This is a genomic window from Rothia gullae (assembly GCF_024294905.1).
GTDB lineage: Bacteria > Actinomycetota > Actinomycetes > Actinomycetales > Micrococcaceae > Rothia.
This window is the reverse complement of sequence record NZ_JANCOC010000003.1, coordinates 156,503-169,901: the sequence shown is the minus strand read 5'-3', so window position 1 is coordinate 169,901 and position 13,399 is coordinate 156,503. Positions and strand designations below refer to the sequence as shown.

12 protein-coding genes are annotated in these 13,399 nt (G+C 60.0%); 7 read left to right on the top strand and 5 right to left on the bottom strand.

What is annotated here, in order from left to right:
• Positions 1–66: 66 nt before the first annotated feature.
• The 5 genes from NML54_RS03375 to NML54_RS03355 all read right to left on the bottom strand — a co-directional run bounded on the left by NML54_RS03375 (position 67) and on the right by NML54_RS03355 (position 5,541).
• Entirely contained in the window at positions 67–555 is a 489-nt protein-coding gene (locus NML54_RS03375; RefSeq protein WP_254755910.1) for a hypothetical protein, read from the bottom strand.
• Positions 556–708: 153 nt separating this feature from the next.
• Positions 709–1,854 (bottom strand): phosphoribosylformylglycinamidine cyclo-ligase, encoded by a 1,146-nt coding sequence (gene purM, locus NML54_RS03370; RefSeq protein WP_254755909.1) that lies wholly within the window; start codon positions 1,852–1,854, stop codon positions 709–711.
• On the bottom strand, positions 1,854–3,605 hold the full coding sequence (gene purF, locus NML54_RS03365; protein WP_254755908.1) for an amidophosphoribosyltransferase: 1,752 nt from the start codon (positions 3,603–3,605) through the stop codon (positions 1,854–1,856). The genes purM and purF overlap by 1 nt, the downstream gene beginning before the upstream one ends.
• A 350-nt stretch (positions 3,606–3,955) precedes the next feature.
• The gene (locus NML54_RS03360; RefSeq protein ID WP_254755907.1) at positions 3,956–4,408 is read right to left on the bottom strand and encodes a sterol carrier family protein; all 453 of its coding nucleotides are present in this window, start codon (positions 4,406–4,408) and stop codon (positions 3,956–3,958) included.
• A gap of 2 nt (positions 4,409–4,410) precedes the next feature.
• Positions 4,411–5,541: an asparaginase gene (locus tag NML54_RS03355; RefSeq protein WP_254755906.1), complete on the bottom strand. Its 1,131-nt coding sequence runs from the start codon at positions 5,539–5,541 to the stop codon at positions 4,411–4,413.
• A gap of 261 nt (positions 5,542–5,802) precedes the next feature.
• Between NML54_RS03355 and NML54_RS03350 the strand changes: the two genes are divergently transcribed.
• From NML54_RS03350 to NML54_RS03320, 7 genes are all read left to right on the top strand, one after another.
• Positions 5,803–6,132, top strand: a complete 330-nt coding sequence (locus NML54_RS03350) for a PQ-loop repeat-containing protein (RefSeq protein WP_254755905.1) — start codon at positions 5,803–5,805, stop codon at positions 6,130–6,132.
• A gap of 152 nt (positions 6,133–6,284) precedes the next feature.
• Positions 6,285–7,568 carry a phosphoribosylamine--glycine ligase gene (gene purD, locus NML54_RS03345; RefSeq protein ID WP_254755904.1) on the top strand — a complete coding sequence of 428 codons (1,284 nt, stop codon included), beginning with the start codon at positions 6,285–6,287 and terminating at the stop codon, positions 7,566–7,568.
• A gap of 267 nt (positions 7,569–7,835) precedes the next feature.
• Positions 7,836–8,762: a phosphoribosylaminoimidazolesuccinocarboxamide synthase gene (locus NML54_RS03340; RefSeq protein ID WP_254755903.1), complete on the top strand. Its 927-nt coding sequence runs from the start codon at positions 7,836–7,838 to the stop codon at positions 8,760–8,762.
• A 322-nt stretch (positions 8,763–9,084) separates the two neighbouring features.
• Complete coding sequence (locus NML54_RS03335) at positions 9,085–9,987, top strand: adenylate cyclase (RefSeq protein ID WP_254755902.1); 903 nt, start codon at positions 9,085–9,087, stop codon at positions 9,985–9,987.
• Between the two features lie 210 nt (positions 9,988–10,197).
• Complete coding sequence (locus tag NML54_RS03330) at positions 10,198–11,415, top strand: peptidoglycan-binding domain-containing protein (protein WP_254755901.1); 1,218 nt, start codon at positions 10,198–10,200, stop codon at positions 11,413–11,415.
• A 1-nt stretch (position 11,416) separates the two neighbouring features.
• A complete protein-coding gene (locus NML54_RS03325) occupies positions 11,417–12,193 on the top strand; it encodes an ABC transporter ATP-binding protein (RefSeq protein WP_254755900.1) in 777 nt (258 codons plus the stop codon).
• A complete protein-coding gene (locus NML54_RS03320) occupies positions 12,194–13,351 on the top strand; it encodes an ABC transporter permease (RefSeq protein WP_254755899.1) in 1,158 nt (385 codons plus the stop codon).
• The last annotated feature ends 48 nt before the right edge of the window (positions 13,352–13,399 follow it).

The window sequence follows — 13,399 nt, the reverse complement described above, 5'->3', positions numbered from 1 at the left end:
TCTCTCATCGGGGGCTTTGCTATACCTGCAAAGTGAATCTATGAAGGTTTATCCCGGTATGTGTGGTTAGCGCTTTTCTTCGGCCTCGCGGGGCTTCTGCACCGGGTTAGTGACCAGCGGTTCCTTCTGGGTGATGGGCTCGACGTCACCGCTCAGGTCGTAGACCTGGGCATCCTTGGGGATCTTCTTTGCGGGGGCTCCGGGAACCCGGCTGTAGTCGTTGGCGAGGTTCTTCTCATTGGTGCCAGCCGCCTGTGCGGATGCTACAGCGGTTACCTCAGCTGTGTCAGCATCTCCCGCACTGTCGGCTATCTTTTCCTTAGATGCGCCTGCGCTCAAACCCTTGGCGATGACTTTGCGCGGCGGGCGCTGGCAGGAAAGCTTGCTGTTGATAAGACCTCGTCCACAGAAGTACTTATCGTATTTGATGTGGTTCGTCCTCATGAGGGTGAACGCCTGGTACACCTGCTCGGTGGTCATGGTGGTACCGTTGATCAGCTGCTGGGCCAGCAGCTCGCCTCCGAAGAGGAGCGCACCGGCGGCGAGCAGACTCATAGCTGGCAGCGCTGACAATGCTGATTGTCGGCGCATGGCACAGCCTGCAGGTACAGAAAAGACCGGGGCGGCCACCGCATCGGTGACCGCCCCGGTCTATAGAATCATCAGCACCAGCAAGCTGGCGCTCGCTACCTACTGGAGAAAGCGTCTTTAGGAAGCGTAGGAGCCCAGCAGGCGAACCGCGCCGCCGTCCACGCCCTTAGCGCCCTGCACGTAATCGGGGTTGTTAGCCTCGGGCTCACCGGCGGCAACAACGTCACCCATAATCCAGGAGAGGATACCGCGGTTGTTCAGACGCTTGGTAGCAGCCTCAGCCACGGAGGGGTCAACGATGGCGATCATGCCCACGCCCAGGTTCAGGGTGCGCTCCAGGTCGGCCAAGGGCACGTTGCCCAGCGAGCCGATCAGGGAGAAGATGGCGGGAATCTGCCAGGTGGAGCGGTCCACGCGACCCTCCAGGCCCTGAGGTAGAACGCGAGCCAGGTTAGCAGCCAGGCCGCCGCCAGTCACGTGAGAGAAGCCGCGTACACCGCTGCCGGTGGTTCCGTCTTCGCCGTTGACGGGGAATGCTGCCGCCAGGTCCAGGCAGTCTGCAGCGTACACGCGGGTGGGTTCGAGCAGCTCTTCACCGATGGTGCGGCCCAGCTCGTCCACCTGACGCTCCAGGCCCCAGCCGGCAACGTTCAGGACCTTGCGGACCAGGGAGTAGCCGTTGGAGTGAATACCGGAGGATGCCATAGCAATCAGCACGTCGCCCTCACGTACGCGCTCGGGGCCGAGCAGCTCGTCAGCCTCAACCAGACCGGTTGCCGCGCCTGCAACGTCGTACTCGTCTTCTGCGAGCAGGCCGGGGTGCTCAGCGGTTTCGCCGCCAACCAGGGCGGTGCCAGCCTGCGCACATGCGCCAGCGATACCGCGCACAATGTCAGCGATACGCTCGGGAACGACCTTGCCGGTGGCAATGTAGTCGGTCATGAACAGCGGCTTCGCACCGCACACGACGATGTCGTCCACGACCATGCCGACCAGGTCGTAACCGATAGTGTCGTGAATATCGAGTGCCTGCGCAATAGCGACCTTGGTGCCCACACCGTCAGTGGAGGTGGCAAGGTAGGGCTTGCGGTACTTGACCAGCTCGGAGACGTCGTACAGGCCCGCGAAGCCGCCCACGCCACCAACGACGGAGGAGTTGTGGGTCGCCTTGATAGCGCCCTTCATCAGCTCAACGGCGCGATCGCCAGCCTCTACGTCAACACCTGCGCTTGCGTAGGTTACGGTGGTGGTGTTCTCGCTCATTAGGATTCCTTCGGGGTAGTGGTAGCGGAGGAGTTTGCGGGGGTGCGGTCCTGCTCGGTGAGCAGGGCCTCGAGGTCGGCATCGGGGCCGGGGTTGCACATGCCCATACCGGCGTCGTCTGCAGCAATCTGTACTGCGGAGGGGTTGAACTTCGTTTCGAGAGTTTCGGTGCCTTCGCGGGTTTCAATGGAGATTGCCTCGGCGTGCTCGGGCTTGGAGGGAACGGGACGTTCCACGGTCACCTCAGCCGCCTTACCGGCGAGGGGGCCGCCCTTGCCCTTTTCTCCAGCGTCAAAGAGGGACTTGCCGCGTCGTTCCTCGCTAGGCAGTTCAATCGGGTATTCGCCAGTGAAGCATGCGGTACACATGTTTTCGGTGGGCTGTTCGGTGGCTGCCATCATGCCGTCCTGCGAGATGAAGCCGAGCGAGTCGGCGCCCAGGGAGGAGGCGATTTCGTCCACGGACAGGCCGTTAGCGATAAGCTCCGCGCGGGAGGCGAAGTCAATACCGTAGAAGCAGGGCCACTTTACGGGCGGGGAGGAGATGCGCACGTGTACTTCCTTTGCGCCGGCTTCGCGGAGCATACGCACGAGGGCGCGCTGGGTGTTACCGCGAACGATGGAGTCGTCAATAACGACAAGGCGCTTGCCAGCAACCACAGACTTGAGTGGGTTCAGCTTCAGACGGATACCGAGCTGGCGGATGGTCTGCGAGGGCTGAATGAAGGTTCGACCCACGTAAGCGTTCTTGACCAGACCGTTACCGTAAGGAATGCCGGACTCTTCGGCGTAGCCGATAGCAGCCGGAACACCGGATTCGGGGGTGGGCATGACCAGGTCAGCTTCGACGGCGTGTTCGCGGGCGAGCTGACGGCCCATTTCTACGCGGGATTCGTAGACGCTACGGCCGGAGATGGTGGTGTCCGGGCGAGCGAGGTAAACGTACTCGAAGACACAACCGGCGGGCTTAGCCTCAGCGAAGCGCTGGGAACGCAGGCCGTTCTCGTCAATGGTGAGGAATTCGCCGGGCTCAACTTCACGCACGAAGGACGCGCCGACAATATCAAGTGCCGCGGTTTCGGATGCGACAACCCAGCCGCGCTCCAGGCGACCGAGTACGAGGGGGCGTACACCCTGCGGGTCGCGTGCGGCGTAGAGGGTGTTCTCATCCATGAAAGTGAGGCAGAAGGCACCACGCAGGGTCGGCAGCAGGTCGAGTGCTGCTTCTTCGAGGGAATCGAAGTCGTGCTCCGCCAGCAGGGCGGTGACGAGTGCGGTGTCGGTGGTGTTGCCCTGGGCGAGTTCGCCGTGCTTGGGGGGCTTGCCGCCATTCTTGGCGATGACTCGGTCGTAGAGATCAGCCGAGTTGGTGAGGTTACCGTTGTGCGCCAGGCAGAGCGTGCCGTGCGGGGTGGTACCGAGGGTGGGTTGTGCGTTAGCCCAGTGGGATGCGCCGGTGGTGGAGTATCGGGCGTGGCCGATAGCGTGGTCGCCGGGCATGGAGCTGAGGGTGGCTTCGTCAAAGACCTGGGAGACGAGTCCCATATCTTTGTACACGTGGATACGTTTGCCGTTACTGGTTGCGATACCTGCTGATTCCTGGCCGCGGTGCTGGAGTGCGTACAGGCCGTAGTAGGTTAGCTTTGCCACGTCCTCGCCGGGTGCCCAGACGCCGAAGACGCCGCAGGCGTCCTTGGGGCCGTGGTCAATCGGATCGAGGTCGTGAGTGAGTTTTCCGTCGGGGCGAATCAATTCACTGTCTTTTCGACGTTGGGACTGCGGATGCGTCTGCGCAGGCGCAAGATTGGGGCGTGTTGCCGCACTCACACCAGCCTGTGTGTGCTAGAGCATACACCAGACCTTTAAAGTGTAACGGTTTTAGTCCTGGTCGTGGTGGAGGATACCCTCAGTATCCTCAGTCGGAAGCCCGCAATGCCGGTGAGGGGTCGCCGGATACCCCCAGATTCTCGGTGAATACGGGGAATATTGGGGGTTCTCAATAATAAATCGACAATAAACCGCGGATATGCACGTTAGTTCATGATGTGGAACATGTTTGCAGACGCACTCCGCACGGCGGCTAAGAAGAAGACGAAAGAGACCTAGAAGAGCGGAAGCAACGCCGACAAATTACTGCGCTCACCGGACGCATCAAGCGCACCGGCACCCACCGCCTGCTCCCACGAACACGCACCCAGCACCAGCGCCGCCCACACGAGCGGCCGCGCCTCCACCACGGACGGCGGGGTGCCGCGCGTATGGCGAGGACCCGCCACGCACTGGGTCACACCCAGCGGGGGCACACGCACTTCCACACTATTGCCGGGGGCGAGGGTCGCAAGCTCTTCAAGTGTGAAGCGAACGAAGGTCGCACGCACCGAACGGGGGAGCGCGGCAAACGCCTGCTCCACCTCGGGGCTGTTCAGCAGGTACTCGCCTCGGGCGTGCGAATCCGCAGGCTCACCGGCTGCCACATGCTGTTCCTCAAAGAAAGCACGCACTTCGCGTACCGCCGCCATGCCGTCTGCTTCGGAGGTTTTACGTCGAATTGCCACGACTAGTCCTTTTCCGGGGCGCCGGGAACCAGATCCTTGCGGGTGAAAAGCTCCTCATGTACGCGCAGCTCGCCCACCTCAACCGGCTTGCCGTCCACGTAGCCGCCGGTCACCGGGTGTACCACAAGCGCGAGTAGGCGCTCGCATTCCTCGGTGCTCAGGTAGCCGCCAGCGGCGAGAGCGCGCAGAGCCACGGCGTACATGGCGCGGTGCGAACCGTCGCTCATCTTCACCACCACGGACGCACCCGAACGCAGACCAATGCAGAGCACGCCCTCCGCACCGCCTTTAACGATCGCGTCCAGTTCTTCGCTGAGCACGGTGTCGGGGGATTCGGGCGCCTGAATCAGCTCGGGGTAATCCACCATGGCGGTCGCAACCGTGGAGGCGCGCGCATCCGCCCCGAGGTTGCGGATTGCCGAGCCGAGGGTCGAGTAGGCGCGTGCGGCACCGGCTAGGGAGACGGCGTGCACGGGCGCACCGCAGCCGTCAACGCCGATTGCCGCTACGGGCTCGCCGGTGAACGCCTCAATTTCTTCGGTGATGACCTGCTGCAGCGGGTGGGCGGGGTCGAGGTAGTTGTGCAGAGTCCAGTTCTGTGATCCCTCTTCGAGGTCGCCGCGCTCGAGCTTGGCGGTGCAGGCCCACAGGAATGCGGCGTGCTTGCCGGAGCAGGGATGCGCCAGGGCAGTAGCGGCAAGGTTCGCCTGGACCATTGCCTGGCGTGCCTGCTTGTCGGAGGGGAGCGTGGGCTTGAGCGCCAGGTTTGTTGCCGGGGTGAGCGGGTTGGTTTCGGTGCTGCCCTGGGTGAGTACGTCCTGCACGGCGCGCATCTGCTCGAAGGTGCCGCGGTGCGAGCCGCAGGCGATGGCGACCTGGGAGCCGCGCAGGGGCGCGCCCGCCTTCATGGATCCGATGGCCTGCAGCGGTTTGGCGGCAGAGCGCAGGTAGAAGGGCTCGTGAATGTCGCCGAGGGCAAGCTGTACATCGCCGTCGGGGCCCAGAAGGATGAGGCGGCCGCGGTGGCGTGCCTCAATGAAGTTGTTGCGGGTGAGCTGCGCGAGTTCTACGTCGAAGGCGCTGCTGTGGTCGGTGGTGTGAGTTGTTGCCTGTGGGGTGGTGCTGTTGGTCATTCTTCTAGTTTAAACGGGGTGTGCGGCTTGACCCTATTCATGTTCAGCGGCGCGGAGGTGAGCGTGAGGCTGGCATGCCCCGATATGCAGTCTGAGAACGGGCGTAATGCATCCGGTAGGAAATTGCTGCAGCCCAGGGACCCCTATATTTATGCGAAACTAGTTAGACGTGACCCGGTAAGAGTATGCATCGCTTAATGCCCCTTACCCCTCAACTCACTCTTGATTAGTGAGCGGCAAACCATGTAAAGGAATACATCCATGGCAGAGCAGAACAACACCTCGGCACAGAACACTTCCTCTAAGGGCGGCGTGGGCGTGGATTCTGAATTTCACGCCAAGTTTTTCCCCATTCTCGCGCGAGCCGCTTCGATTGCTGCCGTGCTCATGTACGTCTTCTACTTCCCGCAGATTATCGGTAACCTGAACGGTCACAAGGGTGACTGGATCCAGCCTCTGGTAGCCGCCATGAACTGCACTCTCTGGTTGCTGTACGGTCTGTGGCGCCCCAAGAAGGACATCCCGATTATCATCGCGAACGCTCCCGGTATTGTCTTCGGCAGCCTGGCTGCTATTACCGCCCTCATCTAAGGTTTAGCTTGATTCGGTAGCTTCGGTTACCGCGCTGTGTGGCTCTTCTCTAGCGTGTATTCTTGCGACTGTGCCGCTACATGAGAAGAAGAGCCGCATTTTTAGTGTGCTCAGCTCACATTTTTAGTGTGATAGCGGGTACCCTGAATAGCATGAAGGTTTTGGTACTGGGCCCCGGCGGCCGCGAACACGCAATTATTCGAGCGCTTCTGCGCGACCCTGAGGTAACTGAGGTGCACAGCGCCCCCGGCAACGCCGGCATTGCTCAGGATGTTCCCGTCCACGCAATTGATGCGAATGACCCCGCCCAGGCAACCGCCCTGGCACGCGAACTGAACGCCGACCTGGTCGTTATCGGCCCGGAGGCGCCCCTGGTCGCCGGTGTTTCTGACGCGCTGTGTGAGGCGGGCTTTGATGTTTTCGGCCCCTCCGCAGCTGCCGCACAGCTGGAGGGCTCCAAGGCTTTCGCTAAGCAGGTCATGGAAGAGGCTTCCGTACCGACCGCCCGCGCCTACGTGGCATCGAATGTCGCTGAGGCGCAGGCGGCACTGGACGAGTTCGGTGCACCCTACGTGGTGAAGGACGACGGCCTGGCTGCGGGTAAGGGCGTTGTGGTGACCGAGGACCGTGCCGCGGCACTGGAGCACGCTCAGGCTTGCTTCAACGCTGGCGGCACCGTGGTTATCGAAGAGTTCCTGGACGGCCCCGAGGTGTCCCTCTTCGTCATCTCTGACGGTAAGAACGTTCTGCCGCTGTCCCCGGCTCAGGACTTCAAGCGCATTTTCGACAACGACGAGGGCCCGAACACCGGCGGTATGGGCGCCTACACCCCGCTTCCCTGGCTGCCCGAGGGCTTCGTGCAGGAGGTTGTGGAGAAGGTTGCCCGCCCGACCGTGGCTCGTATGGCTGAGCGCGGCACCCCGTTCGTAGGCGTGCTCTTCTGCGGTCTGGCGGTCACCAGCCGCGGCGTGCGCGTTATCGAGTTCAACGCACGCTTTGGCGACCCGGAAACCCAGGCGGTTCTGGCGCGTCTGCGCACCCCGCTGGGTCAGCTGCTGCGCGCGGCTGCACGCGGTGAAATTTCTGAGGGTACCGAGCTGGATTGGGATCCCCGCACCGCAGTTGACGTGGTCATGGCTGCCGAGAACTACCCGGACACTCCCCGCAAGGGTGACGTCATCTCCGGTCTGGATGAGGCGAACGCCCTGGAGGGCGTGCACGTGATTCACGCGGGCACCGTCGCATCTGAGGAGGGTGTGCTGACTGCCGGCGGCCGCGTGCTGGCCGTCGTGGCGCTCGGTGAGAACCTGGGCGCCGCCCGTAACGCCGCCTACGAGGGCGTTCGCGCTATCTCCTGGGCTGGCGCGCAGTACCGCACCGATATCGCGCTGAAGGCTGTGGAGAACCGCATCCACATTCCCGCTCCGCGCGGCTAAAACTTAAGGTGACCGGCTTCCCCGCTTGAGGGTGGGGAAGCCGGTCGCTTCTTTGCCACTCGCTTCTTTATTCCTCGCCGCCTCAGCTTTTCCCCGGTTCATTTCCTCAGCTCGGGGTGTTGTCGGCGGCGACCGGGGTAGGTTGGGCTCTCAAGATTGTGCCGTATTGATGACTGATGGCACTATCGGGAGCCGTGCCTGTCGCGGTATTGTAATTACACAGACTTTTTGCATCCACATCACACCACCTCATCAGGAGAAATTCTCATGACTTCTCGTTCTAACCCCGTGGAAATCCCGGGCTGGACTCACATTTATTCCGGCAAGGTCCGCGACCTGTACGTTCCGAATGAGGAACGTTTTGATGCTACCGGCTTGACCGTCAATGATGACGCTGAGCTGCGTGCCGGTTCGGTCATGGTTGTTGCCTCGGACCGTATTAGCGCTTTTGACCGTATTCTGCCCACCGAGATCCCGGATAAGGGCAAGATTTTGACTCAGATGTCCCTGTGGTGGTTTGAGCAGCTTAAGCAGGTTCCGAACCACGTGCTGTCCACTGACGTTCCGGATGTTGTGGCTGGTCGCGCGATGATTTGCCGCTCCCTGAACATGTTCCCGGTGGAGTGCATTGTGCGCGGTTACCTGACCGGTTCGGGCCTGGAGGTGTATAACCAGACCGGTGAGATTGCTGGTGTGAAGCTGCCTGCGGGTCTGGTGGATGGTTCCCGCCTGGACACCCCGATTTTCACTCCGACCGGTAAGGCTGAGGTGGGTGAGCATGATGAGCTGGTGACTCGTGAGGAGCTGTACGCTGAGGTTGGTCAGCCGGTGGGTGAGCGCCTGGAGGAGCTGAGCCTGAGCTTGTACACCACTGCGGAGAAGATTGCTCGCGAGCAGGGCATTATTCTGGCGGATACCAAGATGGAGTTCGGTACTGATTCGTACCGCGGTGAGATCACCCTGGGTGATGAGGTGCTGACCCCGGATTCTTCGCGTTTCTGGGACGCTCAGCAGTATGAGCCGGGTCGTGCGCAGCCGAGCTTTGATAAGCAGTATGTGCGTGACTGGCTGCGTTCCCCGGAGGCGGGTTGGGACGGTTCGGATAACGTGCCGCACCTGCCTGAGGAGGTTGTGGAGAAGACTCGTGCCCGTTACGTTGAGGCGTATGAGCGTCTGACCGGCACGAAGTTCTAAACTCAATATTTCGGGCTGAATAAGTCTTTGAGATAGCTAAAGGGCGGTGCCCCGGAAGGTCATTCTTCCGGGGCACCGCCCTTTAATTCATAAGCTCTTTTACATGCATTCTTATAGGTGCTATACATCATAAATATATCTTGTATGTCTATTGTATGGGGGGGGGAGTTGTCCTCTATCATACTTAGTAATCGGCTCATGATGCTTCTACTCCGCAAAACGCAGGTTCACACCATATAGCAGGTATGTAGGTAGCCCTCACGATACGCTCGTATCACTGCCGATTCTCGCCCATCAATGATGCTTGAGAAAGATGAAGTCCATGGCAAAGAAGCCCTTCACATCCCTCGCCCTTATCGGTATTGCCTGTTGCCTGGGCGTATCGAGTTGCTCCACCACCGTTGAAGTTAAGCAAGACATTCGTAATGTCCTGGCAAGCTACGAGAATCCCTCCCCGGACATTAACGTGGCCCTCGTCAACGAAGTCAAAAAGTGCATGAGCGAGAAGTCCTTCACCTACTCCGGTAGCCAGAACATTATTGACGGTTCCTCCGTTCATGAACTTGCGATGAGTGGCGCCCACTTCGCCAACGAAGAAGCGGTCGCCCAAGGATACTCGTCCACCCGGCAGGGCAACGCTAGCTCCAGCAATGCACCCGCGATGGAAAACCCGGCATATCTGAAGGCGTTCCAAGGCGACCCCCAAGCCCCAGACAGCAAAAGTGTCACCATCACGATGAGTAACGGCGCCCAGGTCGGCATGACAACAGATTCATGCCTCGGACGTGCGGCAGAAGCTGTCTTCGGCTCAGCAGAAAACTACCTCAAATACACCAACTTCGTTACCGAACTCAACACGGGCGGATCCAAAAACAACGCGGTAGAAGAAATGGGGAAATACTACCGTAATGACACCACCTACGGTGCATGCATGAAAGAAAGCGGATACACCGATATCCAGCACTTCGGAGATGCTCCCAGCTACGCAGAGAAAACCTGGGGTAAGTACAAGGCAGCCAATGTAGCCGCCAATGCGGAAGAGCAGTCCCTAGCTCACGCCGACTACAACTGCCAAAAGTCCACTGGAATCCTGACTAAGGCACAGAATATCTACTACGAAAAGGCCGCGACCTGGCTCAATGAGCATGAACCGCTCATCCTTGAAGTACGCGATATCGAGCGCCAGGCCCAGGAGCGCGCCGCAGCTCTACTCAACGGCAACTAGCCAAGGGCAACTAGCCGACGGCAAATAGTAAACGCTGATTCCTCGTTGGACATTTTCTAGCGAGATTTTTCTACCGATCCTCTGCTCTCAACCGCTTTCACCCGCGGATTAGAGCAGAGGATACACCCCTTTATTCAGCCCCCGCCACGTTGTTACCCTCAGCAATTACCCCTAGTCCCGCCCCATATTTCACCGTAGAAAGGTGAACCCATGAACACGCAGCAGAGTTCAGAAAACCCCCGCCGCGCCGCCACGACGGCAGCCATACGCGCCTACCTGGTTCCGGTGCTCGTCATTCTGCTCGTCATCACCGGGGGGTTCTCCATCTACGCACTCAACACGGGGCTACGCACCAATGTTGAATCCAATGCGCAGCCGTCCCGCGCCGCGCAACTAACAACCCGAATCAGCACGCAGACTGTTACCCGCACCTACTCGGGAGAAGTCAGCGTGTCACCCGCCCGAAGCTACACCGTAGGAACCCCTCAAGGAGTGGTGACCAGGGACGGCGCCAAGGCGGGTACCCAGATGAGTAACGGCTCAATTATCACCACTATCAACGAGCGTCCCATCATTGCGTTCAAGGGTAGTATCCCCGCCTACCGCGACCTTGCCGTAGGCGCTCGCGGCGATGACGTTAAACAGCTCCAAGAAGCTCTAGAATCGCTCGGCTACAGTATCTGGGATGAGGAAGGAAACTACGGCGAAGCAACCGCCAACGCTGTCTACCGTTTCTACCTGGATCGTGGTTACTACCCTCCCGGGGATACTGACCGAACCGAAGAAGGACGCTACAGCACCGCCCTGCCGCTTTCTGAATACCTCTTCGCTGAAGGTAACGAATACACCGTAGACAACAGCTGCGGCACCAAAGGCCAAACCTCAACTCCGGCGCTGTGTACCCTATCCGCGGGTGGGTATCGTCTGGTACTCTCCGCGGACGGTAGCGCTCTCAGCAATGAACTCGCTGAGGGACAGAAAGTCCAGATTCTTACCGATAACGGAAGCCCGCTCGAAGGTACCCTAGGCGCGGCCCTCACACCCGAAGGCTCAACTAACGCTGACGGCGCCGCCGCTAATGTAGGTACCCCCAACGGTGGGCAGAACAGCGCGCGACCTAACAGCGATACTTCCACGCAGGGAGCTACCGCACGGAAACGCTACCCCATCACAATCGACGTGCCGGAAAACACGACGGCATCAACACGTTTTCAAGCAACCGTCACTCTCAACCGAGGCGCTGAAAACGCCCTCGCGGTGCTCGAAGCAGCCGTCAAAACCGAAGAAAACGGAACGCACTCCATCACCCTGGATAACGGTCAGAGCGTCCCCGTCACCCTTGGCGTGTGCTCCGCCGGAATCTGCGAGCTCGTCAACCCCGCTGCAGAACTCAAGGCAGGTACCGTCGTGAAGCTGAAGGAGCGCTAAAATGCCTCATCACGAGACAGAACGTGCCCTCCCCACGAGCGCTACCGCCACAAAACCTAATATCGAGTGCCACAATATTGCGCGTTTCTTCCCGCCCTCCACCTGGGCGCTCAAAAACGCGACCCTCAGCATTCATGAAGGCGAATCTGTGGCCATTACCGGCGCCTCCGGAAGCGGAAAATCTACGCTCCTCTCTATCATCGGGCTACTCGATCAGCCCTCTGAAGGTGAGCTGAAAATATTGGGCCAAAATATGGGCACCGCCAGCGACGCCGAGCGAACTGTGGCACGCCGTGAGCACATCGCTTTTGTCTTTCAGGCGTACCATCTCATTGCTCATCTGAACGCCACCGAGAACATTGCCCACACCCTCCGGATGCGCGGCGTACCGGGCCGTCAGGCACATCAGCGTGCGTTGCAGGCACTCGAACAGGTGGGTTTGGGGCATCGTCTGGAGGTTCTTCCACGCAACATGTCCGGTGGTGAACAGCAACGAGTCGCGGTTGCGCGCGCGTTAGCCTGCGCCCCGCGCATCCTGCTATGCGATGAGCCTACAGGAAACCTCGACACTGAAAACTCTCACAAGGTGTTGGATCTGCTCCTCGCCGGCCGCGCGGAGAAGCAAAGCCTGGTCATCATCACCCATGAACCCGATATCGCGGCTCGCTGCGACCGGCAGCTACACATGGTCGATGGGATGCTCGTTAGCCCCGAACTCACTCGTCCCGAAGAATCGGCCCATCAATCGCTCAAAGAACCCGTTATCAGGGGAGGATAGATGCTAAGGAACAACCTTCACTACGCTCTCCTTGCAGTTGTTCGCCGTTGGCGCCGCAACCTGCTCACGGTACTGGCGATGCTCGCGGGAACAACCACCATCATCATGCTGGTGGGCGTCAGCGAGTCATCGGCGCTCAATACGAGCTCGCAGCTGGCCAGCTACGATTCCACCCGGCTCGGTGTGCGCCTCCAGCCGCAAACCTGGGATATACCGGAGGATGAACTACTTTGGCGCGTTAACCAAGTTCCAGAGGTCAAAGCTGCCGGTACAGTCACCATCGATACGCAGACAACGCGTCCGCAGGTCAACAGGCCTGGGCATGAGAGCCAACAGACACCCCTCGCAATTGTTTCAGAAGCAGGTTTGAAAGCACGAGGTGCGCACATTGTCGAAGGGCACTTTTCGGAGCCTGCCCGTGAACGCCCCGGTGAGCCTACCGTCTATCTGGGTGTTGCCCTCGCGAAGGAGCTGGGGGTCGGCGCTGAGCCCGGGCGGAACATGATTGAGATCAACGGAATGCGAGCCTACGTGCTTGGCATTATCCGTGACGGCGGCAAAAACGCTGCCCTCAGTAGCGCTCTTATTCTGCCGACCACCTCCACTTTCTTGCCGCAAGCCCACACCCTGCAACGCGGTATGGACGTCATCGTGAATCCAGGAAGTGCAGATACGGTCGCGGAACAGCTCAAGCAGGTACTCGATCCGCAGCGCGCCCCCGTTGATACAAACGTTGAGATTCCGCCTTCACCGGTGACTCTTCGTGCTTCCTTGACGAAGGATAGCCGAGCTCTTACGACCATTATTCTGGTGGTTCTTATCGTCTCGACAAGCTTCGGTATTGTGATGACCATGCAGATTTCGGTCTGGGAACGCCGCCGGGAAATCGGCATTAACCGTGCATTGGGGTTGGGACGGCGAGATGTGGCGGTCAGCTTCCTGGCGGAGGCGGCTCTCCTCGGGGCGCTAGGCGCTCTTGGAGGCTTCATCCTCGGTATTCTCGGTTCCTGGGTCGTGTGCCTTCTCAACGGATGGGCACTATCTCTGCCGCCCCTTATCCTAGGGCTTCCTTTCCTCGGCTTGGTTGTGGGCATCGTTGCGGGTGCATTGCCCGCCTACGCGGCAACAAAAGTTCAGCCGCTTGAGCTCCTGCAATAACTGCCCCGCTGAAATAACTGCTCGGCGCATAAGGGCGGTGCCCCGGAA

Bases quoted from the DNA above. Each gene is read 5' to 3' on its own strand.
- NML54_RS03375 (WP_254755910.1), bottom strand. From the start codon at position 555: ATGAGTCTGCTCGCCGCCGGTGCGCTCCTCTTCGGAGGCGAGCTGCTG.
- purM (WP_254755909.1), bottom strand. From the start codon at position 1,854: ATGAGCGAGAACACCACCACCGTAACCTACGCAAGCGCAGGTGTTGAC.
- NML54_RS03355 (WP_254755906.1), bottom strand. From the start codon at position 5,541: ATGACCAACAGCACCACCCCACAGGCAACAACTCACACCACCGACCAC.
- NML54_RS03350 (WP_254755905.1), top strand. From the start codon at position 5,803: ATGGCAGAGCAGAACAACACCTCGGCACAGAACACTTCCTCTAAGGGC.
- purD (WP_254755904.1), top strand. From the start codon at position 6,285: ATGAAGGTTTTGGTACTGGGCCCCGGCGGCCGCGAACACGCAATTATT.
- NML54_RS03340 (WP_254755903.1), top strand. From the start codon at position 7,836: ATGACTTCTCGTTCTAACCCCGTGGAAATCCCGGGCTGGACTCACATT.
- NML54_RS03335 (WP_254755902.1), top strand. From the start codon at position 9,085: ATGGCAAAGAAGCCCTTCACATCCCTCGCCCTTATCGGTATTGCCTGT.
- NML54_RS03330 (WP_254755901.1), top strand. From the start codon at position 10,198: ATGAACACGCAGCAGAGTTCAGAAAACCCCCGCCGCGCCGCCACGACG.
- NML54_RS03325 (WP_254755900.1), top strand. From the start codon at position 11,417: ATGCCTCATCACGAGACAGAACGTGCCCTCCCCACGAGCGCTACCGCC.
- NML54_RS03320 (WP_254755899.1), top strand. From the start codon at position 12,194: ATGCTAAGGAACAACCTTCACTACGCTCTCCTTGCAGTTGTTCGCCGT.